The organism is Nitrosospira sp. Nsp2, assembly GCF_003050965.1.
In the GTDB taxonomy this organism is placed as follows: domain Bacteria; phylum Pseudomonadota; class Gammaproteobacteria; order Burkholderiales; family Nitrosomonadaceae; genus Nitrosospira.
Map to the genome: position 1 here is coordinate 226399 of NZ_QAOU01000002.1, position 25183 is coordinate 251581.

17 protein-coding genes are annotated in these 25183 nt (G+C 58.3%); 8 read left to right on the forward strand and 9 right to left on the reverse strand.

Going from position 1 to position 25183, the window contains the following annotated elements; all coding sequences use genetic code 11:
- Nucleotides 1-65 precede the first annotated feature (65 nt).
- Entirely contained in the window at nucleotides 66-1799 is a 1734-nt protein-coding gene (locus C8R31_RS05205; RefSeq protein ID WP_107693008.1) for a YdiU family protein, read from the forward strand.
- 136 nt (nucleotides 1800-1935) lie between these two features.
- On the opposite strand, the gene C8R31_RS05210 is transcribed toward C8R31_RS05205, so the two are convergent.
- Nucleotides 1936-3660, reverse strand: a complete 1725-nt coding sequence (locus C8R31_RS05210) for a di-heme-cytochrome C peroxidase (protein WP_219907455.1) — start codon at nucleotides 3658-3660, stop codon at nucleotides 1936-1938.
- A gap of 252 nt (nucleotides 3661-3912) precedes the next feature.
- Between C8R31_RS05210 and C8R31_RS05215 the strand changes: the two genes are divergently transcribed.
- Both C8R31_RS05215 and C8R31_RS05220 read left to right on the forward strand, forming a co-directional pair.
- Nucleotides 3913-4497 carry an MgtC/SapB family protein gene (locus tag C8R31_RS05215; RefSeq protein WP_258192555.1) on the forward strand — a complete coding sequence of 195 codons (585 nt, stop codon included), beginning with the start codon at nucleotides 3913-3915 and terminating at the stop codon, nucleotides 4495-4497.
- A 324-nt stretch (nucleotides 4498-4821) separates the two neighbouring features.
- Nucleotides 4822-5463, forward strand: coding sequence for a hypothetical protein (locus C8R31_RS05220; RefSeq protein WP_107693009.1), 642 nt, complete (start codon nucleotides 4822-4824; stop codon nucleotides 5461-5463).
- A gap of 81 nt (nucleotides 5464-5544) precedes the next feature.
- Here C8R31_RS05220 and C8R31_RS05225 read toward each other — a convergent pair whose 3' ends face one another.
- The 4 genes from C8R31_RS05225 to C8R31_RS05240 all read right to left on the reverse strand — a co-directional run bounded on the left by C8R31_RS05225 (nucleotide 5545) and on the right by C8R31_RS05240 (nucleotide 9559).
- Nucleotides 5545-7047: an FAD-dependent oxidoreductase gene (locus C8R31_RS05225; RefSeq protein WP_107693010.1), complete on the reverse strand. Its 1503-nt coding sequence runs from the start codon at nucleotides 7045-7047 to the stop codon at nucleotides 5545-5547.
- A 173-nt stretch (nucleotides 7048-7220) separates the two neighbouring features.
- Nucleotides 7221-7460, reverse strand: coding sequence for a hypothetical protein (locus C8R31_RS05230; protein ID WP_107693011.1), 240 nt, complete (start codon nucleotides 7458-7460; stop codon nucleotides 7221-7223).
- 145 nt (nucleotides 7461-7605) lie between these two features.
- Complete coding sequence (locus tag C8R31_RS05235) at nucleotides 7606-9081, reverse strand: hypothetical protein (protein WP_107693012.1); 1476 nt, start codon at nucleotides 9079-9081, stop codon at nucleotides 7606-7608.
- Nucleotides 9071-9559, reverse strand: coding sequence for a MarR family transcriptional regulator (locus tag C8R31_RS05240; RefSeq protein WP_258192556.1), 489 nt, complete (start codon nucleotides 9557-9559; stop codon nucleotides 9071-9073). Before C8R31_RS05240 ends, C8R31_RS05235 begins: the two co-directional genes overlap by 11 nt.
- A 264-nt stretch (nucleotides 9560-9823) precedes the next feature.
- On the opposite strand from C8R31_RS05240, the gene C8R31_RS05245 reads away from it, so the two are divergent.
- Both C8R31_RS05245 and C8R31_RS05250 read left to right on the forward strand, forming a co-directional pair.
- Entirely contained in the window at nucleotides 9824-10918 is a 1095-nt protein-coding gene (locus C8R31_RS05245; protein WP_258192557.1) for a fatty acid desaturase, read from the forward strand.
- 243 nt (nucleotides 10919-11161) lie between these two features.
- The gene (locus C8R31_RS05250; RefSeq protein WP_107693013.1) at nucleotides 11162-12439 is read left to right on the forward strand and encodes an O-acetylhomoserine aminocarboxypropyltransferase/cysteine synthase family protein; all 1278 of its coding nucleotides are present in this window, start codon (nucleotides 11162-11164) and stop codon (nucleotides 12437-12439) included.
- A 157-nt stretch (nucleotides 12440-12596) separates the two neighbouring features.
- Here the strand turns inward: C8R31_RS05250 and C8R31_RS05255 are convergent, their stop codons facing one another.
- From C8R31_RS05255 to C8R31_RS05270, 4 genes are all read right to left on the reverse strand, one after another.
- Complete coding sequence (locus tag C8R31_RS05255; protein ID WP_107693014.1) at nucleotides 12597-13682, reverse strand: 5-methyltetrahydropteroyltriglutamate--homocysteine methyltransferase; 1086 nt, start codon at nucleotides 13680-13682, stop codon at nucleotides 12597-12599.
- Nucleotides 13683-14084: 402 nt separating this feature from the next.
- On the reverse strand, nucleotides 14085-16190 hold the full coding sequence (locus C8R31_RS05260; protein ID WP_258192558.1) for a hybrid sensor histidine kinase/response regulator: 2106 nt from the start codon (nucleotides 16188-16190) through the stop codon (nucleotides 14085-14087).
- 526 nt (nucleotides 16191-16716) lie between these two features.
- Nucleotides 16717-17616, reverse strand: coding sequence for an alpha/beta hydrolase (locus C8R31_RS05265; RefSeq protein ID WP_107693015.1), 900 nt, complete (start codon nucleotides 17614-17616; stop codon nucleotides 16717-16719).
- Nucleotides 17617-17801: 185 nt separating this feature from the next.
- Entirely contained in the window at nucleotides 17802-19913 is a 2112-nt protein-coding gene (locus C8R31_RS05270) for a PAS domain-containing hybrid sensor histidine kinase/response regulator (protein ID WP_107693016.1), read from the reverse strand.
- Between the two features lie 295 nt (nucleotides 19914-20208).
- Between C8R31_RS05270 and C8R31_RS05275 the strand changes: the two genes are divergently transcribed.
- From C8R31_RS05275 to C8R31_RS05290, 3 genes are all read left to right on the forward strand, one after another.
- Complete coding sequence (locus C8R31_RS05275) at nucleotides 20209-23001, forward strand: PAS domain S-box protein (RefSeq protein WP_107693017.1); 2793 nt, start codon at nucleotides 20209-20211, stop codon at nucleotides 22999-23001.
- Between the two features lie 403 nt (nucleotides 23002-23404).
- The gene (locus C8R31_RS05280; protein ID WP_107693018.1) at nucleotides 23405-24292 is read left to right on the forward strand and encodes an SDR family oxidoreductase; all 888 of its coding nucleotides are present in this window, start codon (nucleotides 23405-23407) and stop codon (nucleotides 24290-24292) included.
- Between the two features lie 247 nt (nucleotides 24293-24539).
- On the forward strand, nucleotides 24540-24818 hold the full coding sequence (locus tag C8R31_RS05290; protein ID WP_107693020.1) for a KGG domain-containing protein: 279 nt from the start codon (nucleotides 24540-24542) through the stop codon (nucleotides 24816-24818).
- Nucleotides 24819-25183: the final 365 nt, after the last annotated feature.

Consider the following 25183-nt stretch of genomic DNA (forward strand, 5'->3'; position numbering starts at 1 on the left):
CTCTGTTTGAATTTTCATCAATTATGAGTGTCAACTATTGCGTTCCATTCTCATCATGAAAACAAATGAGCCAGAGCAACCTTCAGCCTAGCACTCCTCCCGCTCCTGCGGCCAAGCTCGTCGCCCTGAACGATCTCAAATTCGACAACCGCTTCGTCCGGGAGTTGCCGGGAGATCCGGAGACGCGCAACGGTTCGCGGCAGGTGAGAGACGCCTGTTATACACGCGTGGAGCCCACGCCCGTGAACGCGCCAAGGCTGCTCGCCTGGTCGGATCCGGTGGGGGAAATGCTGGGCATCGCGCGTCCGCTCTCGGCTACTGGACCGGAGGCCCAGGTCTTGGCCGGCAATCGCATTCTACCCGGCATGGAGCCCTACGCCGCGCGCTACGGCGGACATCAGTTCGGCCATTGGGCGGGCCAGCTCGGGGATGGGCGGGCGATGACTCTTGGGGAAGTGCTCGGTCCCGACGGTATTCGCCGCGAGTTGCAGCTCAAGGGCGCAGGCAGAACGCCGTACTCTCGTACCGCCGACGGCCGGGCGGTATTGCGCTCTTCGGTGAGGGAATTTCTCTGCAGCGAAGCCATGCACTACCTCGGCGTACCTACTACACGGGCGTTGAGTCTGGTCGCGACCGGAGACGCCGTGGTGCGGGACATGTTTTACAATGGTAATCCCCAGGCCGAACCGGGCGCGGTCGTGTGCCGGGTCGCCCCTTCATTCGTTCGTTTCGGCAATTTCGAGATATTTTCCGCCCACGGGGAGCTGGAGCTGCTCAAAAGGCTCGCCGACTTTGTAATCGCTGAATACTTTCCCGAATTGCGCCTGCCTGGTCCCGCCGCAGCTTCCGTTGCCGCATCCGTTTTGCCGTCGTCGTCGCCCGACCAATCTGTGTATGCGCGCTGGTTCGAAGAAATCTGCGGCCGCACGGGGACGCTGATCGCGCATTGGATGCGAGTCGGCTTTGTCCATGGCGTGATGAATACCGACAACATGTCGATATTGGGCCTCACGATCGACTATGGCCCCTATGGCTGGCTGGAGGGATTCGATCTGCATTGGACGCCTAATACCACGGACGCACAGGGAAGACGTTACTGCTTTGGAAACCAGCCGGGAATTGCGCAATGGAATCTTGTCCGGCTTGGGAACGCGCTTGCCCCACTGATCAACGATGATGTGGAACTGGAGCGAGGACTGGCGGTTTTTGCCGAAACCTTCGAGCAAGCCTGGCGTGGCATGCTTGCGGACAAGCTCGGGCTGGTCTCACTGGGGCAGGAAGGGGATGACGCCTTGCTGTCCGACATGTTCGAATTGCTGCAGCAGGTGGAAACGGACATGACGCTTTTTTTCCGCGGCCTGATGAACATTCCCCTGGATAGCTCATTTGAAACGATCGACAGTGCAGGCGGCGAAGTCGCCCTGGCAGGCATGCTGCGGCGGGCGTTCTATGATGAGGCGCAGGCTTTTGCACCCGAGCACCTGGCGCGGCTCGCCTCCTGGCTGCGCCGTTATGTCGCCCGCACCCGTCTGGACCGGCGGGATGGGCCGGGCCCGGAGTCAAGGGATGTGCGTTATCAGCGTATGAGTCGCGCCAACCCCAAGTATGTGCTGCGCAACTATCTAGCGCAGCAGGCGATCGAGGCGCTGGAAAGGGACGACGCGACGGTAATTGAACGACTCATGAATGTGTTGCGCAATCCGTATGACGAGCAACCCGAGCATGACGAACTGGCGGAGAAGCGCCCTGAATGGGCACGCCACAAGGCGGGATGCTCGGCGCTGTCATGCAGTTCGTAATGCTTGCTGCAGTATGAGATGCAACAGGGGATAACGGATCCGCAGTCAAACGCCTGTCCAGACCGAAAAAATCGAAGGGTAAATGGGGGCAGCTCCTGGCGCGTGAGAGCGCCGGAAGCTGCCGAGGGCTGCAAGACTAAAGGGTCTTGAGATATTCGAGCAACGCTTTTTTCTCTTCCGGCGAAAGGGTAGTGCCGAATTCATGGCCGCAGCGGCTGTTTCCCGAATTGCGGTCGCTGCAGTCCGTGGTTTGCAAGGTATAGTCGAACCTGGTCTGTTCGGCGGCGAGGCCAACATTGACCAGGTCGTAGGCCGGCCCGATCTTGAACGAACTGACGCGTTCGGCTGCCGGTTTCAGTAGCTCGGCCAGTGTTGGCACCGAGCCATTATGCAGATACGGAGCTGCGGCCCAGATGCCCTCAAGCACGCGCGCTTCATAGGCATACGAAGGCGTTCCCTTTGCCACTGCCGCGGGTACCCTGAAAGCGCCTTTTAGCGATGCTGTTTCCGGCGGAAAGGGCGATGGCGCATCTTTGAGTGCGCCCGTTGTCTGGCGCTGACCCTCCGCTTGCATCAATACCGGCACATAGTGCTGGAGAATGGAGCCGATTACCGCTGTTCCCAGCACGTTGAACGCGGTATCGACGGGTTTGAGCGGTTCATCGAGAAACGGGATTTTAGCGCCTTCCAGCACCCCCGTCTTCACCGTCCAGCCGAGCACGCTGTATTCGCGCGAATCGGTGCCTACGTCCTGTACGGGTGTCGCCCAGGTTTTTTGGTCGAAAAAGCGGGTTTCGCCGGGGCGGATCGCATGACAATCGGCACAGCCGCCCTGTGCGGTCGTGCGGGCAAAAATCTCCTTGCCTTTGCTGGCAAGTGCTTGATCGATCTGCCATGGCCATTTGGGTGCCCCGATCTTGCGCACCAGATCCTCCAGCGCATGCAGGCCCTGGAAATTGGCGGAGTTATGGTGCAGGTAATCGATGCCCAGCAGTCGCCAGGAATCTTTTTTCGGATGAAACACGCCGAACACGCCGTAAACCTCCCCGAGATTACGAGCCAGCCCCAGAATATTATTGCCGTTGTCCGCGAAGCCGGGCCACTGAGTCTTGTCCTGAATCGCCGCGTTCCAGAGGAATGGATAGCGGACCGGGGCGGTTGCGGGCTTGATATTCTCGGGAATCATGTAAGTGGGCGGCGGCCCGATATCGAGGCCGGTGAGACGATTGAAAATCATCGACACGGCGTCCAGCCTTGCCGGGCCCCATGCGGGCGACGGCAAGGCTCGCTTCATGAGGGTATGATAGGGCAGGTGCCACGCCTGCACCGCTGCGCGTAACTCTGTTTTTTCATCGGGCGTCGGCGACGGCCCCAGCACCGCGCGGGCGAAATCGGCAAACGCCCGCGCATCCGTAAGCACCGTATGGACCGCCTGATCCAGATCGGCGAGGAAACCCTGGAAGTCGACGATCCCGGGACCGCCGTCTATGCGATAGGGAATACCATCGACCTCGATCTGACGGGTATGGCAGGCAGAGCAATTCATGCCGATTTCCTGGCCATTGCTCCCGGCGGCGACGGTAAAGCCGACCGGCAGCCCGGCGGGCCGGCTTTCCTCGTTGAGCAGATAACCATAGCGGCCGAGGCTTGCCGCCATGAAGGGTTCGCCATTGGGCTGCTTCAGGGCAGCGATCCAGCGTAACGGCATGATGCGAGAACCCTGATCGCGACTGTAGAAGTCTTTGCGCGTATCGGCAGTCCAGCTGGTGCCCTGATTCGTGTCTACCGGCGCGCCCGCCAATGCAGGCAGTGGCGCAAGCAGCGGGAGCACGGCGATCAAGAATGCAAGTCCGGCTTTCATTGTTTTCCCCTTTCGAGTTGTCTTTGCGTTGATCTGGAATTTGCCTTATTCCGGTTAACGGCAGCTCATCAATAAAATGAAGCGTGAGCTAAAATGGACACGCCGTGACAGTGAAGAGGCAGAGATGCGACTAGAATAGATAGTCAGCAAGCCGAACAATGCGCAAACTGCAGGGGCGAGGCCTCTGTCACGGGCGGCGCTACGTGAGGGACTTTTCCGGACGTCGCGCGCACCGCAAGCGGCGGAAACGATATGCCGAACGGTGCAGTTATTCGGCGCAGGATTGTCGGATCGCGTCAGGTCTGGCAGCCGTCCGGTCGAGAGGATATGAACAGCGAGGTATCTATGAGCGAAGGGTGGCAAGAAATCTGGGAAGTTGTGGCAGCAGAATTTTCAGATCTGCCGACCACGGCCGAGTTCATACGCGTTGCCTTGCGGCTCGTGATCGCTGCCGCGCTAGGGGCCTTGCTGGGGTTGGAGCGGGAGCACAGCGGCAAGGCGGCCGGCATGCGCACGCATATGCTGGTCGCGGTCGGCGCCGCGCTTCTGGTGCTCGTTCCTCAGCAGATGCACATGTCCGATGCCGATTTGTCCCGCATTATCCAGGGCGTGGTGACGGGTATCGGGTTCCTGGGCGCCGGGACCATCCTTAAAAGCACAAGCGCAAGCGAGGCAACCGTAAAGGGGCTGACGACCGCGGCTGGCTTATGGCTGACGGCGGCTATCGGCATCACCGCGGGGTTGGGGCGCGAGGCTTCTGCCGTTCTAAGCACGGTCCTGGCGCTGATCATATTGCACCTCGTGCCCCATATATGGCCCAAGGCGGGCAGGCCTTGAGCCATGAAAAAAATATCCGCCGCCGTTCAATGCTGAAACTGCGCGCCTTTGGCCTGCTCCCAGCGATGGGATGCAGTGCCTGCCGGTCTGTTTTCTCTCTATTTTCCCCTCGGCTTGCAGCATCCGGAATAAATGGCTAATCTTCAAGTGCTGGCATGGCGTCAGCGCGATTGGTTTATGCCCTGATTCCGCCTTTTTTCGCACCTGCCGGGCGTCCCTGCGGGAATTTTTGTTGCGCCAGCTTCACGCCCCCTGGCCCGTCAGGGGTCTGTCGCGCCTGTTTCGCCTGCTTCTGAAGCAGGATGCAAATCTATAGGAGCATGAATGAATCTCGGCCTGTCCCCGATGCTGGTTGCCGGCATCACTCTGGTGGCGCTTGCGGGATGCGGTGCACGCCCGCCCGTGAAGTCATTTTTAGGCGCTTCTTATCCGCAAGTCGGCTATAGGGAAATACAGCCGCGCTCCGCGCCTCTGCGCCTGCATCTTGCGGTCGAGTTTCAGCGAAACGGCGAGCCTTTCCCCAAGGGCGACGTGCCGCTTAAGGACTATTCAAACAGGATACTGGTGAATTCGGGCGTGATACTGCCGGTGGAGGAGGGCGGCGAGGGAGAAATCAGGATTGTGCTGAACAATATCGCTGACGCGGATACGGTTGCCGTGGAAACGGCTCGCAGGGGACTCCCGCTGTGGATGCTGGGCAAGACCATTACCGACGCCTATGAGATGTCGGTATTCCTTACCTCCGGAGGCAGATCTGCCAGGTGGAGCGGCATCAAGCACGCGGTGCATACCGCTATCGGTAACATGGCGGTGCCGGAAGGGGTGCAGTCGTTTCCCCAAAATCAGGCTTTCGCGAAAGTGCTCGAGCAAATGCTGCTGCGGGCGCTGAAAGACATGCAGCGGAGCGGCGAACTCGCTGCTCCGCCGTTGAAGACAGGGTCGGGCCCCGCCGATCGGCTCAGGTAGAACAGTGTCCACCTGGATCGGGCGGGACCCGGACGGTAATAGAGATGTCCCTATATGCCGGGCGTGCTCCGGCGCGCAGGCTTATTCGACGTCTTGCAGAAAATGGCGCTGCAGCGGCTCGGTTGCAGGCCCCTCGATCACAGTCCCGTCGGGCGCGAAGCGGCTCCCGTGGCAGGGACAATCCCAGCTTTTTTCGACGCTGTTCCAGTGCACCTTGCACTTCATGTGGGTGCAGACCGGTGAGACAAGCAACAGGTTGCCGTTGGGGTCCATGTAGGCTGCCAGCGACTCGCCGGCGACTTTCACGATGTCGCCCTTGCCGGGCATGAGCTGCGATAACGGAATCCCGGGCCGGTCAGTGACGTAATCCTTGACGAAGGATTTCAACACCGCCACGTTCTCTTCCACCAGGCCCTTCGCCCCTTTCACCGGTGAAAAGCGGCTTGGCTTGACGAGCGGTGCGAACAGGTTGTCGCGGCCGATGATCTCGTCCGTGATAATGGATGCGGCAACCGTTCCCCAGGTGAGCCCGTCGGTCTCAAAGCCGGTCGCAATAAAGCACCCGGTAGCGTCCTTGCCGATGTAGGGCAGGCTGTCAGCGGGGGCGTAATTCTGGGCAGACCAGCGAAATGCGATATCGCGCACCTGAAAGTGCGCAGCGGCGGCCGCTTCAAGCCGGTCGAGGTTGATGTTGGCGTCTTCCTGCCCGGTCTTGTGCTCCTCGCCGACACAGATCAGGTAGGTTTCATCATCGACCCCCAGCTCGCGGGCCGAGATCCGGTCGACGCCGCTGCCCCAGAATATGCCGGCGGGAAACCCATCCCTCTCGATGCGGGTGGCGAGCCCATACTCGCGGTTCACCACCATTTCGGCCTGCACCAGGTGCAGGCCCTTCGGTGAGTGGGTGGCGAGAACGATATGCTTCGCACTCACCTTCCCGCGGGCGGTGCGCACCACGCGCCGATCCGTATCCACTTCCAGAACCATGGAATCTTCAAAGATAAGGCAGCCATGCCCCGCTGCCTGGCGGGCCAGCTCGCGCACGTACGCCTGTGGATGAAACTGGGCCTGATTATCCAGGACCATCACCTGTCCGTGTGGCGGGTGGACGGGTGGGGGGAGGGAGGGTTCCCAACGCACCCTCAATCCAGCATCAAGCGAGCCCTGGTATTCCTTTTCCACGCGCTCCTTCCCCTCCTCCGAGGACGCATAGCGGTAGAGCGCGCAACGGCGGAAGCCGCACCCGATTCCGTACTTCTGTACCCGGTGCTCGATCTGATCGACCGCTTCACGGCGGGCTACAGTAACCGCATGCGCGACGTCTTTGTCCCACCGGTCGACAACGCGGTGTATGCCGCGGCTGACGGTCTCGTACAGGTTGCCGGTGGAGTTGCCGGTGCTGCCGAAGCCCACGTCGCGCGCCTCCAGCAATACAGCCGGAATGCCTTGCTCGGCGAGATTCAAGGCGAGTGTGACGCCGGTGATGCCGCCGCCCACGATCACAACATCGGTAGCGATATCCCCCTGGAGGGATGGAAGAGCGGCTTTAGGCGCCGTTGCGCGCCAGACAGAAGTTGTGTCCACGATATATCCTCTTTTTATCTAAAGTTGTTGATAATCGTCCGCCATCCCCGGAGGCGCAGGTCCCATTGCCCGCGCGATTAGACGAGGCGACGGCAAAGAGCAGCGGGATGGGGCCAGCCGCTATCGTTGAACAGAAGCCTGTTTTTTTCTGTGCGCTACGGCACAAAGGTCATTCATATGGTGTCCGTGCCGCTCAGATTCAGCACCTCTTTCGGAATGCTCGTCTCCACGCTGCGGATGAGATGGGTCAGATGCGCGGGTACGGTTTTGGTGCCACCGATGGTTGCCATGGCATCGCATATTGATCCCTGCCCGTCGGCTATGGTCCAGGATGGCTTCTCGTCCTTCCCTGATCCATTGGATATCTCTGAATACCGGATCGTCAAACAGGCGGCAGGGTGCGTCGTGCACATGGTCACCGCTGTCGCGTTTTCAGGAAACGGATCAGCCTGGGGAGGTCGCGACTACTAAACTTAATCATTGATGGGAGATAATCGGAAGAGGTTCGCCTTATCCTTTTGCTTGATGTCCACGGCCATCCACGGGCACCAGACGAGGCTAGCGGATGATCTTGTGCACCCGGTAGAGCATCTTGTCGAGTTTCTGCGGCAATTTGACTTTTTCGATCACGGACTCAGCGATGGCCGGGGTGAACTGATTGGCCAGCAGCGCGGTCACCGGTCCGAAAGCCGCCGCGGCCGCGAGCCAGGGCATGGTCACGCCTAATCCAAAATAGGCAAGCGGACCGGGCAAGGCCGCCAATGCCGAGGTCCCGGCGGTAAACACCTTCGCCAGTTTTTTTTCCCTGGCGATGAGCTCGAGCGATTCGGATTCGATCGCGTTGTATTGCCGGATCAGGTCCTCCAGTTCCGCCTGCTTGCCATCAACATAAGAGGCGGCACCCAACTGCCGAAGGATTTCCGCCGCTGACCTGAGCTTGAGGCGATTGCGCTGAAGAACATCGATCAGCGAATCGATCATGGCGTCGGTGAACACGATTTCTCCCGGATCGGCGCTGAGCTGAAGTTTCAGGCTGGCCACGCTGCGCGCGTTAAGGGGCGACTTCCGGTCGAAAAGGCAATACAGGAACTGGTCGATTATTTCGTCATATTCGGGGTCGCGATGAACCGGGTCTTCAGGAGCGGTACGCAGCCTTATCAGCTCCTTGTACTCGTCAGGGGTGATGTTGTAGGTGGTTCCAAACGAAGCCGTAATTGGCGCGGTGAAGTTGAGGTGGAAGATCCGCGCGAGGCGCATGAACTTCGTCAGGTCTTCCACCGAGCGGGGGGCGGAATTGATCGCCTCCATGAGCTGCCGGTTGATTTCATACGGGAGATAACCTTCAACCGCGCGCAGGTAGGCATATTGCCAGGAAACGGCTTCGACGGTGGTGCGCCTGCCGCGGAAATATGCGTTTTGCACGTGCGGATCGTTGTCCGCCACTTTGGCATATTCGTTGCCGACATCGCGTAATACCTGCGCCGCCTCTTCGCGGTAGGCTTCGTAACGGGGCGCCGCGCTACCGCTCCTGCGGATGTACCCCGGGCTTCTCTCGACGTGTTTGGAAATGGCCGCATCAAATATGCCTTTGCGAACGGCGCTGCCAATGTACACGCTGCCCGAGTCAAGAATCTTCTCAAGTTTCGCCTGCTGCGCGACATGCCCTTTCAGCCCATTTCGCAGATCGGAATCGTAATCCCTCAGGTTCAGGTAAATGAAACCACTTCCCGCGAGCTTGCAGAGCGAAGCCATGCTCAAGCCAAAGGGCGTATCCGAGGCCAGCGTTGCAAGCGTCAGGTCGACTGTCAGCTTGGGCTGCGTCATCAGTTGCAACGGCAGCGGCAGCGAGTCGATCCAGCTTCCCGCTTCGTTCGCCACAGTGCCGAAGCCCTGCATCACCGCCGCCATGGTCTGCCTGGACAGGTCGGCAAAGTCTGAGATGTCCACGTGCTCGGGAAGTTTCTGGCTGGATGCTGCCTGCGCGGCCTGACGTTGCTGCTGGTCGTGAAGCTTTTCAAGCTCGTCAGGCGTCATGTTCGGCTCCCCCGTAAGCGCTCCGATCTCCCATCGCGACGTCGCCGCGGGGAAATGCCTCGAATACCGAAATGGAGTAATCGAGGAATAACTCGATTTTGCGCTTGAGATCGGCCGACATCGTAATTCGCCTGGAACGGAGATCGCCGGGATCGGCCTGCTCCACGAGCAAGCCGTTATCGATCGCGATTTGAATGTATTTGATTGCCGTTCGCTGGCTGACATTCGGCATGAGCTGATACAGCTCGGATTTGCGAAAAGTTTCCATGGGGCCACCCGAACCATTGCGGCTATTCAGGCCATTGCGGCCATTGCGGGCTTTATTCGATCTCAGCCACATCCTGGTGAACAGATCGTAATAATTCAGATCGTGGAAGAGTCTGTCACCCATCACCTCTACCCAGTACTGGTCGGTATCGTTGAGCAGGTCGATGAACTCGCGACGCCTCGTGTCGGAGTAGCGGCAAGGTGTATTCATTATGGTCCTGGTTCCCCGGATAGGAGGTGCACGCATGGTCCACGGCGACCGGTCCAAACGGCTGAGGGAAATTATACGTCTTTATTATTCGTAAGATTACATGTATTATTACATGTATCAATTATCGGTGGTGCGGGTTGGATGAAAGGGCAACGAAGCAACAACCGGATATCGACCCTGACGGATTCAATGCCAACGGTCCCCGTCACGAGTCGTTTGCAGTGTTCGCTGCTGCTGTGCCTATGACAGAAGGAAAAGCACATAATGATGATGTTCAGAAGAATTGAAGAAACCTGTTTTCGTTACAAAGGCAGCCTGATCCCGAGCATCTCGGCGCTGCTTTACTGCCACCTGGCCTATTTCGGCGGAGCTGCGCTCGTCCTGTCGCTGAATCCCGTCCTGATGGGAATCGGTACTGTCGGGCTGACGCACGGCATGGTGATTGCCGCGTACCTCATCCACGACTGCGCCCACAACGCCCTGTTCAAGTCGCCGCATCATAATGCCCTTATTGGAAGCCAGTTAAACTGGCTCACAGGTGGGTGTTATGGAACGTATGCGGACCTGCGTGCACAGCATATGCGACACCACGTCGATCATGCCGACATTATTGGCTTCGACTACCGGCCATATCTCGTGCGCCATCCAGTCCAGCTCAGGATTGTAAAAGCACTGGAGTGGCTTTATGTGCCGGCGGTGGAAATCATCATGCATGGGGCGCTCGTGATCGCGCCGTTTATCGTTGAGGAAAAGAAAAATCAGAGGCTGCGGACCGCAATGGTAATCACCGTGCGCTTCAGCCTGCTGGCCGTGCTGTTCCTGTATTCGGCTGCAGCCTATGCGTGCTACCTCTTTGCCCATGTCCTGTTCCTGACGATCTTGCGCTTCATGGATGCGCTGCAGCACAACTACGAAATCGTCTTGCCCTCAGGCGAGGGGGGCGCGGGGCATGAGGGGCTGGAGGGACGCGAGGAGTTCGGAGCACCGGGCCGTAGAGGCGATCGGGCGTATGAGCATGCGCATACATTCAGTAACCCGGTTTCGGTTGCGCGCCCGTGGCTGAATCTCGTGACGCTCAATTTCGGCTACCACAATGCGCATCATGCCCGGCCCACCGCGCCGTGGCACGCGTTGCCCGCCCTGCATAACGAGTTATACGGTGGGGTATCCGGGGAACAGCGGGGCAACGAGGCGGTATTCGTGATTCCGTTTCTCAAGCAGCTATCGAGCTTCCATAGCGGCAGGGTAGCCAGAATTCTGGGCGATGATTGCGAAACGAAAGGCAACAGGTTTGCGCAACGCCTGGAGCACGGGCGAGCCGTTGGCGCCACCGGCATGTCTTTTCTCACGCCAGTGTGAGGGACGGTTTAGCACAATCAAGAGTCACAGCCAGGAAATCTCGGAACACGTGCTGCGGGCCAATCTGTCCGACCCGATGGCCGGCAGGACCGACATGCTTCCAACAGAATAAGCAACCGCATCGATGCGTCTCCTATTTAACCGGGGGCTCGACTTTCGTGGGTGCGATGCGTACATTATCAGTTGGCAACGCGCTCCTACAGGATGTGAGAGGACCTGAATAACAGAGGACAGGAGGACACAATGAAACTGGAATCGCTGGCCCTGCATCACGGCTACCAATCTGACCCCACGACGAAAGCCGCCGCAGTTCCCATTTATCAGACCACTTCCTATACGTTCGATAACACCCAGCACGGCGCAGATTTATTCGATCTGAAGGTCGCGGGAAATATCTACACGCGGATAATGAATCCCACCACGGCGGTGCTGGAACAGCGCATCGCGGAAATGGAGGGCGGTGTTGGCGCAGTCGCTGTTGCCTCGGGCATGGCCGCCATCACCTATGCCATTCAATGCATTACCAGCGCCGGTGAGAATATTGTGAGCACCAGCCAGCTATATGGCGGCACCTATAATCTTTTCGCGCATACGTTACCGCGGCAGGGGATCGATGTGCGCATGGTGGCGAACGATGACCACGAGGATATTGAACGGCAGATCGACAGTAATACCAGAGCGATCTTTTGCGAGTCGATCGGCAATCCCTCCGGAAATATCGCCGATATCGGGAAGCTGGCCGAGATCGCCCATGGTCATGGCGTGCCCCTGATTGTCGACAGCACCGTTTCCACGCCTTATCTGTGCCAGCCGTTCCAACTGGGTGCCGACATCGTCGTGCATTCACTGACCAAATATATCGGCGGCCATGGCACGACGATAGGCGGGATCATCATCGATTCAGGGAAGTTCGACTGGGTGAAACACAGTGCACGCTTTCCACTGATGAATGAACCTGATCCCTCCTACCATGGCGTCGTCTATACGGAGGCCTTCGGTCCCGCCGCGTTTATCGGCCGTTGCCGGGTGGTGCCCCTGCGCAATACCGGCGCGGCGCTATCGCCGCACAGCGCGTTTCTTCTGCTGCAGGGACTTGAAACGCTCGGGTTGAGAATGGAAAGGCACTGTGAAAATGCACTGAAAGTGGCGCAGTACCTCGAAAACCATCCAAAGGTGGAGTGGGTAAATTATGCGGGGCTGGCCGGCAGCCGATATCATGATCTATGCAACCGCATCAGCAGGGGCAAAGCCTCGGGCATACTGAGCTTCAGTATCAAAGGCGGAGCGGCGTCCGGGAGCCAGTTCATCGACGCGCTGAAGATGGTTCTGCGCCTGGTGAATATCGGCGATGCCAAGTCCCTCGCATGCCACCCGGCCTCCACTACCCATCGGCAACTCAATGCCGAGGAACTGAAAGCTTCGGGGGTGACCGAGGGCATGGTCAGGATATCTGTCGGGATAGAACATATCGACGATATCATCGAAGATATCGCCCAGGCACTCGAGGAAGTTGTTCTTTAGCGAGCGGCCCGGCGCGGGGGGCGCAGCGCCAGCGCCTCCGCCCGGCACCCCCTGGCGGGGCACACGTCCGTTCTCGTCCGTTCTCGTCGCTTCACTTTTTGAGCACGGCGTTATTGCCCCGCACAATCATTCCAACACCCCCAGCGGTATTTCACCGTCAGGTTATGGACGTCTCCATCACCGATTGACCAGAGATCACCTTCCATGCGAGAGCCGTTCCCAGCACGCGTGCCTGTATCTTCCTGAACGCGGTATCGCGGCTGGTGGACGTGTCATCGCAAAAAGGCGAGAAGCCGCAATCGTCGGTGGTGCCCAATTGATCGACGGAGATGTATTCCGCCGCTTCCAGAACCCGGTCCCGGATTTCTTCCGGCGTCTCCATGCGCGCCTCTATCGGGGCGGTGACGCCGATGAAAATCCGCTGCTCGGGCTTCATATGGGCGCGGATGATTTTCAGAACGCGCACGCGGTCCTGCTCGGTAGCGAGCGCAATATAAAAATTCCTCGCTTTCAACTGGAACAGGCTCGGCAATAGCTCGGCATAATCCACCTCGGCGCTGTGGGTGGAATCCCGGTCGGCACCCGGGCAGGTATGCACCCCGATTCGCATCAATTCTTCCGGGTTGAAACGCGAGAGCGCCAAGTTGTTCAGATCGATAAAGCTGTTCAGGAGCTTGCCGGTAGGATCAAGTTTTATCGCCAGCCTGCCTTCCGTAAAGTCAATCTGGACTTTATGCGCGCCCCGGTTGAGACAGCGGCGAACCTCGGTTTCATGTTCATTTAGCAGATCGTCGATGAATTCCGCCCGCGAGTAGCCGGGTATGTCATCGGCGGGGTACATGAGGCTCAAGGCGGAAGGGGAGATAACGGCCTGCTTGACCGGTACGCGCGCGTAGCGCATCGCCACATCCAGATATTGATCCGCATAGACCCGGTAACGAAACGGACCGGATACGAGCTTTGGCATGCGGCGGCAATGGCCCGCCTGGAAGGGGATGGTGAACCCGTCAGGCGTGGTATTGGTGAGGCCATGCACGCTGTAGGTCCAGAAGTTATGGTACTTCTTCTGTTCGCCATCGGTTATAACAGGCGAGCCGGTCGCTTCAAATTCGGCGATCGTGTCGCGGATTGCATTTTCGTACAGATGCTCGATCTTGGGGTCGAGGGGATCGTTATTCGCCAGGGCCTCGAGCAGCTCGGGCGGGCGGGGGATACTGCCTATAGGTTCCGTTGGTATTGTCATTGGTGCGATTCCTGCTTTCAAAAAAAAGTTGCGCGGGGATTACATCAATTTTTGGAACAACATTACACCGATATAATATATATGTACTCCCCGCGAGTATGCAAGACCCACTTGAAGGCACGGGTATACCGGCGCCCTGGGAAGGGGCTCGAGGTACCTTATTGAGCCTCCGGGGTTGCTGAGGTGCTGGGCGGAGAGGTGCGTATCCAGCCTTTCGAGCCTTTCACACGAAGCTGCCACTCTCTCGGGCGAGCTCAACCTCATGGGTAAAAGGTCGTACAAACGATCTGGCGTTCACGATACAGTTTACGCTGTCGCTATTACGCGGCGCGGCCCAGCCAAAGTGATTTACGACATCCGATTCCGAATAGAATATTCAACTGGCTTTCATACGGATTGCGCTTATTTATCGGGCCTGTGCACCCAACGCGTCAAAGTCCTGATGGTGGCAATCAGTTCGTGCGCTTCCACGGGCTTTGGAAGATGCGTTTGGAAGCCTGCGATCATCGCTTTTATCCTGTCTTCCGGGCGCGCAAAGGCGGTCAGCGCGATGGCGGGGATATTCCCGCCCCGGGTTGCACCCAGGTTTCTTATTTCGCGAATAAGCTGATATCCATCCTTCTCCGGCATCCCGATATCGCTGATGATTAAATCCGGCTTCTGACGTTCCAGAATTTTCAAACCTTCTTCCGCGCTCGCCGCGCACACCACCTCGGCTTCATGCCTTGTCAGCACTTCATGGATGAGTCCTCGGGAGTCCTCTTCATCGTCAATGACAAGAATTCTGACCCCCGGAAGCGTAATTTGTTCACTCTGCGGGTTCGATGACCTCAAGCGTGCCTGCCGCAGGGGAGCCTTTGCCTCCATAACGGGCGCAAGCGGAAGGCATACGATGAACGCAGCACCCTTGCCCTGGCCGGCGCTTTCCGCGCGCACCGTGCCGCCGTGCAGCCCTACGAGTTGCTTAACGATGGAGAGCCCAAGGCCCAGGCCGCCATGCTGCCGCGTGAGCGACGAGTCCGCCTGCCGGAAACGATCGAAAACGTAGGGCAGAAACTCGGGTTGAATCCCCGGGCCGGTATCTTTCACGGTAAGCTGCAAATACGAGTCAACCCGCTCCATGACGATATCGACGTTGCCGTTACATGGCGTGAATTTAACCGCATTGGACAGGAGGTTCCAGATGATCTGCTGCAGGCGATTATTGTCGCCCGAAACCGGTCCGACGGGGGAGCCGATACTCGTTCTAAGGTTAATTCCTTTCGCTTGCGCTGCCGGCGCGATGGACTCCACCGCCGCCTCGACCACCACAGCGAGATCGAGCCGCTGCATGTCGAGCCTCACCTTCCCGGAAATGATACTGCTCATTTCAAGAAGGTCTGCAATCAACTTATTCTGGGCGCGCGCGTTTCTTTCGATGGTCTCCAACCCTCGCTGAATGTTGTCTGGATTCATGGTTCCCTGCAGGATAAGCTGGGACCACCCGAGTATGGCATTCAGCGGCGTTCTCAGTTCGTGCGATAACGTTGCCAGGAACTCGTCCTTGACCCGGCTTGCGCGCTCGGCTTCGGCACGCGCCAGGCGCTCGTTCTCAAGCAGTTGCTTCTTTTCTTCTTCCCCGCGCTTTATGCTGTCGATATCGGTATGGGAGCCGACCCACATCGATACGTTGCCGTGCATGTCGCGCTTGGCCTGGGCCCGGGTCAGATGCCAACGATATTTTCCGTCGGCCTTGCGGAAGCGATGTTCCATCTGAAAAGGCTCTCCCGTGTCCAGGGCACGACGCCAGCGCTTGATATTCTCGTCCACGTCCTCGGGATGGATGAGTTTTGTCCACTCCCAGCCCATCATCTGCTCGGCGCCGAGGCCGGCGTAATCCACCCATTGCTGATTCACATAATCCACCTCGCCGTCAGCACGGGTAGTGGATATTTTCAGAGGCATGGCATCCGCCATGAAACGCAGACGGTCCACGCTTTCCCGTACAGCTTCCTCCGCGCGCCGCCGGGCCGTGATATCCCTGAAACTCCAGACGCGGCCGACATTCTGCTCCTCGATAAATTGCATCTTGGAAAACCGCTCAAGCACGGTCCCGTCGATGAGCTCCAGCACATCGTAAGTGTCGGGCGGCCAGGACGTGTAAATTTCCGCCGCCCTTCCCAGAAAACCCTGCGGATCTTTCATCTGCTTGCAGCAGAAGGTCAGCAGATGCCAGTGCTCGCGGAAACCCGTGGCTTCACGTGGTATCTGCCACAGCTGCAGATACCGTTCATTGAAGCGCAGGACGATGCCATGCTCGTCGGTTACGAGGATGCCATCGGTGGTGGTCTCGATGGTTGCGCGCAGGATCGACAAAGAGTGGTCGAGTTGCTTCGCCTTTTCCTCGAGCTCCTTTTTTGCCTGCCTGAGTTCGTGCTCGGCCCGTTGCCGTGCCTGGAGAATAACGGTGGAGGTTTGCAGCGCAACACAACGTAGCAGTTTCTCTTCGTTGTCTTCTATCATTGCCATGTATGTTCCTTTTCTTGTCCGTTCGGGAGCAGCGGCACCCGTCACGGCGACGGAAAGGCAGGTAATCTTTCTCGGGTCAAGTCTGTATATAGCATATTCACGCCCATTCGCACTGTTGGCATTGTCGGCGTCATTATTAGGGCATTAAGCGGAGCGGCGCGACGTTCCTTTTTGCATATGCTAGCCGGGTTGGCGCCGAGGTTCCGTACGTTTACACACAAAATTATAAGGAAGTGCCAGATATCGAGGAGCGCGATTGCCCGGCAACAGTATCAAAGCAACAAACCGAAGTACAACCCATAAAAAACGACCGCCGGACCGCCACTACGGCAGCGCCACATCATACGTCTCACGATCAACCAGTTCAACCAGGAAAACGCGACAAATAAGGTACCTGTTGGAGCAGTGGAACCAAGGCGGCGCATTTCATCCGTGTCCCGATCGCCATTTCGGCATGTCATGTTTTACCCGGTTCGCAAGGGGTATAACCGTTGCTTCAAGCATGTGAGAGGGAGTGAGAGAGAAGTCACGGCGTAAGGTTGCGCTCGCGCAAATACCAGTCGAGAAAGGCGGTGACACGGCGTTCGTATTCCTTGCCCGCATAGGCATGCATGTTGAAGTGGCCTCCACCGGGGACGATCCATAATTCCTTGGGCTGCCGGGCGGCAGCAAACAGTCGTTCGGTTTCGACCATACGAGTATGCTGGTCAACGGACCCGGAGATCAGCAGAACCGGTGCGTTGAGGTTGACTATCTGCTCGATGGGATTCAGTTCGTGGGCGGGGATGCCCAGCCGAAACGACAACTGCCACAGCAGAAGCGGGGCAAGAGCCGGCCCCGCCTGCCCGAGATGCAGTTTCAGTCTGTTTTCAACTGCTTCCTCGATCGTGGGATGTAGCGATTCAAGCACTACGGCATCGAGCCTTAACGGCGTTTTTGCCAGCACGATGGCGGCTGCGCCGAGTGAGACCCCGATAGCTCCAATCCGTTCACCCGGAAAGGCGTTGCGCAGATAGGCAACGGCAGCTTGCACATTTTCCGATTCGCGTACGCCAAAGGTGATCCGTTCCCCGGGGGTTTCGCCGTGGGCCTGCAGATCGATGAGCAGGACGCCATAGCCATGGTCATTAAGAAAACGCGCCCGGCTCAGCATCTCGACCCTGTTACTGCGGATCGAATGCACCAGTAATACCAGGCCCCCGCCGCGCGGCCCCCGCGCCAGCCAACCGCGAACAGACGCATTTTCGTCACGCGAATTGTCGTGGACAGGAATCCGCACCGGTTCGACCGGGAAATCGACCGATAAGGTGCTGACCGCGGTGGGCGCGGCGCCGGAAAGAAGTTCGCCAACGGCAAGCGCGGCGATAAACACGGCTGCAAACCCGGACAATAAAGAAACAATGGCGACCAGGATCCAGCGGGGCATACTCGGACTGACCAATCAGGCTTAATATGGAATGATAGGGATATTGTGCCATGCAGGGCAGCCATTGCGGGTTATTATCCGGCCCCCCTTATCGTGGTGGCCGGCGCCCGGCGCGAACACAGTTTTTTTGGCCCGGCCTTTCGGAAGGACTTGAGTGCCAATCCTTGCCCCCGGAATGGGGGATGTTATTGGCAGGCATCCTCTCCAATCTTCTGTCTCCCCGCCCATCCGGTCAAACTGCCGACCGTCGCGATCAGTTCATGCGATTCCACCGGCTTGGACAAATGCCGCTGATAACCGGCGAGCAACGCCTTGGTACGGTCAGTCGAATGAGCAAAGGCGGTGAGCGCTATAGCCGGGGTTCGACCTCCCTGAGCTTCAGGAAGGTTTCGTACCGCACGAATGAACTGGTATCCATCTTCTCCGGGCATGCCGATGTCGCTTATGAGCACATCCAGTCTTTGATTCTTCACGACTTCCAACCCTTCCATGGCGCTTGCGGCGGTGACTACATCGGCCTCGCATTGCGTCAACGCCTCCTTGATGAGTTCGCGCGCATCCGGCTCATCCTCGATAACCAGCACTTTCTGTCCTTTAAGGGTTACCTCGCCGTAACCGGGATCACGACGCGGGCGCCCAGATAACTCCGTGTCTTTCCTGTCTTTGATGGGGACGAGCGGCAGGTTGACGATAAACGATGCGCCGCGGCCTTCGCCCGCGCTTTCCGCCCGGACAGTTCCCCCATGCAGCGTCACGAGTTGCTTGACGATCGCCAGGCCGAGGCCAAGTCCGCCGTGGCTGCGGGTAAGCGAAGAATCGGCCTGGCGAAAACGGTCAAATACGTAGGCCAGGAACTCACGCTGGATCCCAACCCCGGAGTCCCTAACCGTCAGTTCGAGGTTCGACGCGACCCTTTCGACAATGACCTCTATCGTTCCGCCTTTCGGGGTGAATTTGACCGCGTTGGAAAGGAGATTCCAGATGACCTGCTGCAAGCGGTTGTTATCCCCGATAACGAGCCCCGCCGCGCGATCGATCATTTTCCGCAGGTGTATGCCCTTCGCCTGGGCAGCCGGAAGCATGGATTCAACCGCCGCCTCGGCTACGTGGGCAAGATCCAGTCGCTGCACTTCGAGCCTGACTTTTCCGGATACGATGCTGCTCATTTCGAGCAGATCCTCGATGAGCTTATTCTGTGCGCGGGCATTCCTGTCGATGATTTCCAGACCGCGCTGGATGTCCTCCTGCCGCATCGTTCCCTGTAAAATAAGCTGCGACCACCCGAGAATTGCGTTGAGCGGCGTTCGGAGTTCGTGAGAAAGCGTAGCGAGAAACTCATCCTTGCTCTGGTTGGCGCGTTCCGCTTCGCCCCTGGCAATCCGCTCGCGTTCCAGCAACTCCTGTTTTTCTCGGTTCGAGCGCTTAAGGATGTCGATATCGGTATTCGAACCCACCCACATCGATACTTCTCCATTACTGCCCCGTCGGGCTTGAGCGCGCAGCAGATGCCAGCGATAGTCGCCGTCAGCCTGCCGGAAACGGCATTCCATCTGATACGGTTCTCCCGTGCGAACCGAGCGCAGCCAGCCCGCTACGGTCTCGTCCAAATCGTCGGAATGGATGAGCCTAGTCCATTCCCAGCCCGCCAGTTCCTGGGGAGCCAGCCCCGTGTAATCCTTCCATTGCCGGTTGAAGTAATCGAACTTGCCATCGGCGCGCGCGGTGAAAATCTTCTGGGGCATCGCGTCGGCCATGAAGCACATCCGTTCGCCGCTTTCCTGCAAGGCTTCCTCCGCATGTACGCGCGCGGTCACGTCGCGGAAGCTCCAGACCCGGCCGATGCTCTTACCCTCGACATACTGTATCCTCGAATACCGCTCAAAAACCCTGCCGTCGGCGAGGGCCAGCACGTCGTGGCTTTCCTGCGGCCAGGACGCGTATATGTCGGCAGTGCGCCGCATGAACTGCTCCGGATCCTTTAACAAAGCGGCACAGGATTCGAGCAACTGGTGATGCTGTGCGCTACGCTCGGCATTCTCCCGGGATATGCCCCACATCTGCAGATAGTGCTCATTGAAGCGGAGTATGCGGCCGTCCTCGTCGGTGAAGAGGATGCCGTCGGCGGTCGATTCGATGGCAGCGCGCAGGACAGACAGGGACTGATCAAGCTGTCTCGTTCGTTCTTCCAGTGCCCACCTCGTCTGCTGGAGCTCGTCCCCGATCTTCTGTCTTGTTTCAAGCACGGTGCCAGAGGGACGGGGTACTTCCTGGCGCGGAATATTCTCATCATGTTTCATAATTTTTCCCCTTTGTCATCACTTGTCGCCAGCTTATCGAACGCTTGTTACAAATGCTGCCAAAAAATACTGATTTCGAAACACCTGAACTTCACCTTTGACCTTTATGGTCGCGACAGGTTTATATTTCTTTATAGGATATCCGGATGCGCCTCGCCGCAGGAGCTTCCTCTACCGACGGCCACGTAGCGCCGTCAGGCGGTGCTTGTCTTCGCACTGGAGCGCGGCACTTGGCTTATAACATCCGGAAGTGTTATAAAGCGACATACATAAAAAAAGGAGGGAGCTATTGTCGATGACTCAGCCTGAGATGCCGGGCTGGCTGCGCGGCAGTGAAATGGGCGAGCAAATTTATGCCCACGACTGGACTCAGTCCGGGTTGGGGCCATTGGAGAGTTGGCCGCCGCACCTTCAGCTCGCGGTCAATATCATCCTCCTGCTGCCATCGCCAGCCCTAGTGCTGTGGGGACCGAAGCTGATACAGCTATATAACGACCCCTATCGCGATCTTATAGGCCGCAAGCACCCCAAAGGTCTGGGCCAGCCGGTACGCGAGTGCTGGCCGGAGGTATGGGATTTTATTTCCCCCATCTGCGAGGGGGTCATGGAGCGCCGTGAGTCGTATCTGTTTGACGAGCAGCGGATGGTACTCAACCGCCACGGGACCCCGGAAGAATCTTTTTTCAAACTCACTTATAGTCCGCTCCCCGGGCCGCCGCGCGAGGGATCATCCGATACCGGCGCCCCCGAGGGGGTGCTCATAACCGTCGCTGAAACCACCGAACTGGTTCGCGCGCGCAAACGCGAGGCGGAGCGCATCCAACTCAGGGAGGCGCTGCAAGCGGAGCGGATTCAGTTGCTCGAGAAAGTATTCCGCAGCGCACCCTCATTCCTGCATGTGCTTCGCGGCCCCGAATTCATCTTCGAGTTTGCCAACGACGCCTACTATCAGCTTGTCGGCAAACGCGAGCTGATCGGCCGCCCCGCGTTCGACGCGCTTCCAGAAACAGCGGACTGCGGATTCCAGGAAAAACTTATTGAGGTCATGTCGTCCTGCAAGCCTTTCGTCGGGTTCGAACTGCCGCTGAAAGTGAGCCCTGCCTCCGGGGAGCAGCCCGAAGAACATTACATCGATCTCGTCTATTTGCCACTGCTGGATGAGGATGGCAAGTGCCAGCGCGTACTGGGCCATGGCATCGATGTGACCATGCATGTGAAAAAGCGCAAGCAAGCCGAGGACGCTCTGCGCGAGAGCGAAGAGCGCTTCCGCCGAGCCCTCGAGATTGACACGATCGGCGTCATTTTTTTCAATAGTGCAGGCCAGATTACCGAAGCGAATGACGCCTTTCTGACTATGAGCCGCTTCGGCCGCGAAGACGGGGAAGTTGGCCTGCGGCGCTGCGATATTGTCGCGCCCCCCGAATGGATGGAAATGTTTTTGCGGGCTTGGCGCGAATTCAAGCCAACGGGACAAACCGTCCCCCATGAGAGGGAGTTTCGCCGCGTCGACGGCTCGCGCTGGTGGGCATTGTTTACGGCCAAACAACTCGACGAGAACGAAAGCGTGGGCTATGTGATCGACACAACCATGCGCAAGCGGGCGGAGCAGAACCTGCGCGAGAGTGAGGAGAGATTCCGAGTGCTTGCGGACGCGTCCCCAGCGCTGATCTGGCAGGTGGACGCTCGAGGCGACGTGGTTTACGTTAACAAGCCCTACCTCGATATGGTCGGGATGTCCGCGTGCGAGCTCATGCCCAATGGCTGGCGATCCATACTCCACCCCGAGGATGCGTCGGCTTATCTCGCGGCGCTGGATCGTGCGAAACGCGAGCGGGGCCGCTTGCGACATCGAGTCCGGGTAAAGACTGCGTGGGGAGAATGGCGCTGGCTGAAGTCGTACGCGCTGCCGTGGTTCACCGCCGGGGATGAGTATGCGGGGCATGTCGGCGTGTCGATCGATATTACCGAGGCGGTCAATGCCGAAACAGCCCTGCTGGAAGCGGACCGGCGCAAAGACGAGTTTCTGGCCACGCTCGCGCATGAGCTGCGAAACCCGCTGGCACCGATTTCGAACGCGCTGGCGCTGATTGGGCGCCCCGACGGCGAATCGGCGGTCCCTCATCTGCTGCCGGTAATCAGCCGCCAAGTCAACTATATGGTCCGGCTGGTGGATGATTTGCTGGAGATATCGCGAATTACCAGCGGGAAGGTCGAACTGCGGCGCGCCGCGACTGATTTAAATGGGGTGCTGCGCAATAGTGTCGAGGCCAGCATGGCGTTTATCGAGGAGAACCGGCATAAACTGGACCTGCACATTCCCGAGACACCGCTGATCGTTTACGGAGACCCGGTCCGTCTTGAGCAGGTGTTCACCAATCTGCTCAATAATGCGGCAAAATATACGCCCAACGGCGGCAAGATCTGGGTGAGTGCAAGGCAGGAGGGCGACGCTGCCGTTGTATCCGTGCGCGACAACGGGATCGGCATACTGCCGGCCATGCTGCCTCGGCTGTTTGATCTGTTCGCGCAGGAGCGCCGCAATGGGGCCGCGACGCAGGAGGGCCTGGGCATCGGCCTCAATCTGGTCCAGCGGTTGGTTGATATGCATGGCGGATCTGTTGAAGCCAAAAGCGCAGGCAAGGACCAGGGCACGGAAATCATCGTGCACCTGCCGTTGTCGCAAACGTCGGAAAAACGCGCCGCGCCGGAAACCATCCCTACCCCGGCCCCGGGGATACGTGTGCTGGTGGTGGACGACAACCATGATGCAGGTGAAGTCCTGGCAATGCTGCTGGAGTCGATGGGCTTCGTGGCGCAGGCCGTCGACAGCGGCCCGGCGGCGCTCGCGGCCCTGCCCGACTACCAGCCGAACGTGATCCTGATGGATATCGGCATGCCGGGGATGAATGGTTACGAAGTGGCCCGACGTATTCGGGAAGAGCCGCAGTACCATCATATCAAGCTCGTCGCGCTCACAGGCTGGGGCCAGGAAAAGGACCGTGTGATGTCGCGCGAAAGCGGCTTTGATCACCATCTTACCAAACCCGTCGATTTTAAAATCCTCAAAGGACTGATCACGTCTATGTAAGCCCTCCCCAAGTCTACCTAATTCCTCCCGTTTCCGTTTCCCCAGCCTGCCCCTAGCGCGATACGACTGCATCCGCTAGCGCGATAGGCTGCGTCCGTTCTGCTTTTTTACCATGGCTCGGCGAAGCGGCTCGGACGCAAACTGCCTTCTCCCTTATCCCCCTTCTTACTCCCCTCACGACTGTTGTGTGCGTTACTGCACGGTTTCGCGGCGGAGTTGATTTTAGTCTGGGTATCTGAGCAGCGTGTAATTCTGGCCTTCTGAGATTTTCCAGACATTCGCCCGACTCAGGTTTGACGGGCGACGCATTTTCGCTTCTCATTCGTCCATCTCATCGGGCCCGCTGCCAATCACTGGGCTGTTTGATTGGATCGACATATTTGACTCTTTGAGGAGAAAAAGCATGGTTTCGCATAAACGTTTAAATGAACAGGTAATCGTCATTACCGGGGCCTCAAGCGGAATCGGGTTGGCCACGGCATTGCTTGCGGCTGCGCAGGGGGCAAGGCTGGTCCTTATCGCGCGCAGCGGAGAAACGCTTAAAACGCTCACGGCGAGGATAACGGGCGACGGCGGAGAGGCTTTACATATCGTGGCGGATGTCGGGGACCGGCAGAAAATGGAAGGCGCAGCTCAGGAGGCTGCCGATCGGTTCGGCGGGATCGATACTTGGGTAAACAATGCCGGCGTCTCCATCTATGGACGCCTGGATGAAGTGAGCGAAGCCGACAGCAGGCGCCTGTTTGATACTAACTTCTGGGGCGTAGCAAATGGTTCGCTCGCGGCTTTGCCTCATCTCAAGCGCAGCGGAGGCGCCCTCATCAATGTGGGCAGCGAAGTATCGGAAGCCGTCGTGCCTTTTCTCGGTATGTACGCAGCATCCAAACATGCCGTCAAGGGCTTCACTGATGCGCTGCGGGTGGAAATCGAAGAGCTCGATGAATCCCCGGTTTCCATCACGCTGATCCAGCCTTCGGCTGTCGATACCCCCTTTCCGCACCATGCTAAAAACTATATGGATAGGGAGCCGAAGCTGCCTCCCCCGGTGATCGAGCCAGAGCAAGTCGCCGAAGCCATCCTGAAAGCGGCGACGGAAGGGGGAAGGGATGTCAAAGTCGGAGCGATGGCGGTTGTCAATACTACAATATCTAAGCTGATGCCGGGCATTGGCGACAAGATGTCTGTGAAGCGCGGAATGAGTCAGCGGGGAGACACGCTGCCGCTACATCCGGAAGGTACATTGTTCCAACCAGGAGAAGCAGGAACTGCTCGCGGCCAAGCGCCTGCCTGAACCGCCATGACAACCGTGGCCGGTCATTCAAATGCCATGGAGCGTCATAAGTACAAATGAGTTTGATTTTTTCCGTATATGTGTGCCGCCGTACATAAAAGCGGTTTTCCCCTTACTAAGATGGGACCATGTCTGGGCTTCGACCCTGGGCAGGCTTTCGCAGGCACTATCCGCTGGGGCGGCGACCTCAGAGAGCAGGCCGGATGCCAGCGGAAATTTCTTAAATCTGAATATACAGGAGATTATCATGGCCTCAACAACAAAAAGCGGTGGCCAAAGCAAGCGCGGTTTTGCTTCCATGGACGAAGAAAAGCAACGGGAAATAGCCAGCAAGGGCGGCAAAGCGGCCCATGAAAAAGGGACGGCGCATGAGTTCGACTCTGAAGAGGCCCGCGCGGCGGGTCGCAAAGGAGGAGAAGCGTCCCGTGGCGGCAGAAGCGGGGGTTCGGGCAGCCAGTCATCTTCTCGCGGCGCCTCATCGGCGCAGCATGCAAAGGCAGCCAGCCCAAGCCATAAAAAGTCTTAATAGGACCCAGGAAAAAAGGCGAGAGGACTCGCCTTTTTGGCTTGATTTCACCGCAACGCTTCACCCCACGCCTCACCCCAGCGCTTCCATATCAGCGTAGCCGTTATCTATCCTGCACGGTTCTGCTCAGGTTAATCCCTCCCCCGGCGCGTTCCGGAAAGTGCACGGCGCGCTGAACCCTGCACCCATCAACTACTTCTCGTCATATTTTTTCACGCGACTGCGACAAACGGCGGAAACATCCGCAGTGCGCAAAGCTACGCCTTTTCATGCGTCCTGAATAAATATTCGCCCGCCCTGTTCGTTCCCTGGGTCTGCCTTCTGCAGCAGCCCCCCCTGAAGCAGCCGGTATGGGGCGTTTAATC

Excerpts from the sequence above, each read along its gene's own strand:
- C8R31_RS05280 (WP_107693018.1), top strand. The coding sequence starts at position 23,405 with ATGGTTTCGCATAAACGTTTAAATGAACAGGTAATCGTCATTACCGGG.
- C8R31_RS05260 (WP_258192558.1), bottom strand. The coding sequence starts at position 16,190 with ATGGCAATGATAGAAGACAACGAAGAGAAACTGCTACGTTGTGTTGCG.
- C8R31_RS05275 (WP_107693017.1), top strand. The coding sequence starts at position 20,209 with ATGACTCAGCCTGAGATGCCGGGCTGGCTGCGCGGCAGTGAAATGGGC.
- C8R31_RS05210 (WP_219907455.1), bottom strand. The coding sequence starts at position 3,660 with ATGAAAGCCGGACTTGCATTCTTGATCGCCGTGCTCCCGCTGCTTGCG.
- C8R31_RS05250 (WP_107693013.1), top strand. The coding sequence starts at position 11,162 with ATGAAACTGGAATCGCTGGCCCTGCATCACGGCTACCAATCTGACCCC.
- C8R31_RS05255 (WP_107693014.1), bottom strand. The coding sequence starts at position 13,682 with ATGACAATACCAACGGAACCTATAGGCAGTATCCCCCGCCCGCCCGAG.
- C8R31_RS05265 (WP_107693015.1), bottom strand. The coding sequence starts at position 17,616 with ATGCCCCGCTGGATCCTGGTCGCCATTGTTTCTTTATTGTCCGGGTTT.
- C8R31_RS05215 (WP_258192555.1), top strand. The coding sequence starts at position 3,913 with ATGCCGAACGGTGCAGTTATTCGGCGCAGGATTGTCGGATCGCGTCAG.
- C8R31_RS05290 (WP_107693020.1), top strand. The coding sequence starts at position 24,540 with ATGGCCTCAACAACAAAAAGCGGTGGCCAAAGCAAGCGCGGTTTTGCT.
- C8R31_RS05205 (WP_107693008.1), top strand. The coding sequence starts at position 66 with ATGAGCCAGAGCAACCTTCAGCCTAGCACTCCTCCCGCTCCTGCGGCC.
- C8R31_RS05240 (WP_258192556.1), bottom strand. The coding sequence starts at position 9,559 with ATGAATACACCTTGCCGCTACTCCGACACGAGGCGTCGCGAGTTCATC.
- C8R31_RS05245 (WP_258192557.1), top strand. The coding sequence starts at position 9,824 with ATGATGATGTTCAGAAGAATTGAAGAAACCTGTTTTCGTTACAAAGGC.
- C8R31_RS05235 (WP_107693012.1), bottom strand. The coding sequence starts at position 9,081 with ATGACGCCTGACGAGCTTGAAAAGCTTCACGACCAGCAGCAACGTCAG.
- C8R31_RS05220 (WP_107693009.1), top strand. The coding sequence starts at position 4,822 with ATGAATCTCGGCCTGTCCCCGATGCTGGTTGCCGGCATCACTCTGGTG.
- C8R31_RS05270 (WP_107693016.1), bottom strand. The coding sequence starts at position 19,913 with ATGAAACATGATGAGAATATTCCGCGCCAGGAAGTACCCCGTCCCTCT.
- C8R31_RS05230 (WP_107693011.1), bottom strand. The coding sequence starts at position 7,460 with ATGTGCACGACGCACCCTGCCGCCTGTTTGACGATCCGGTATTCAGAG.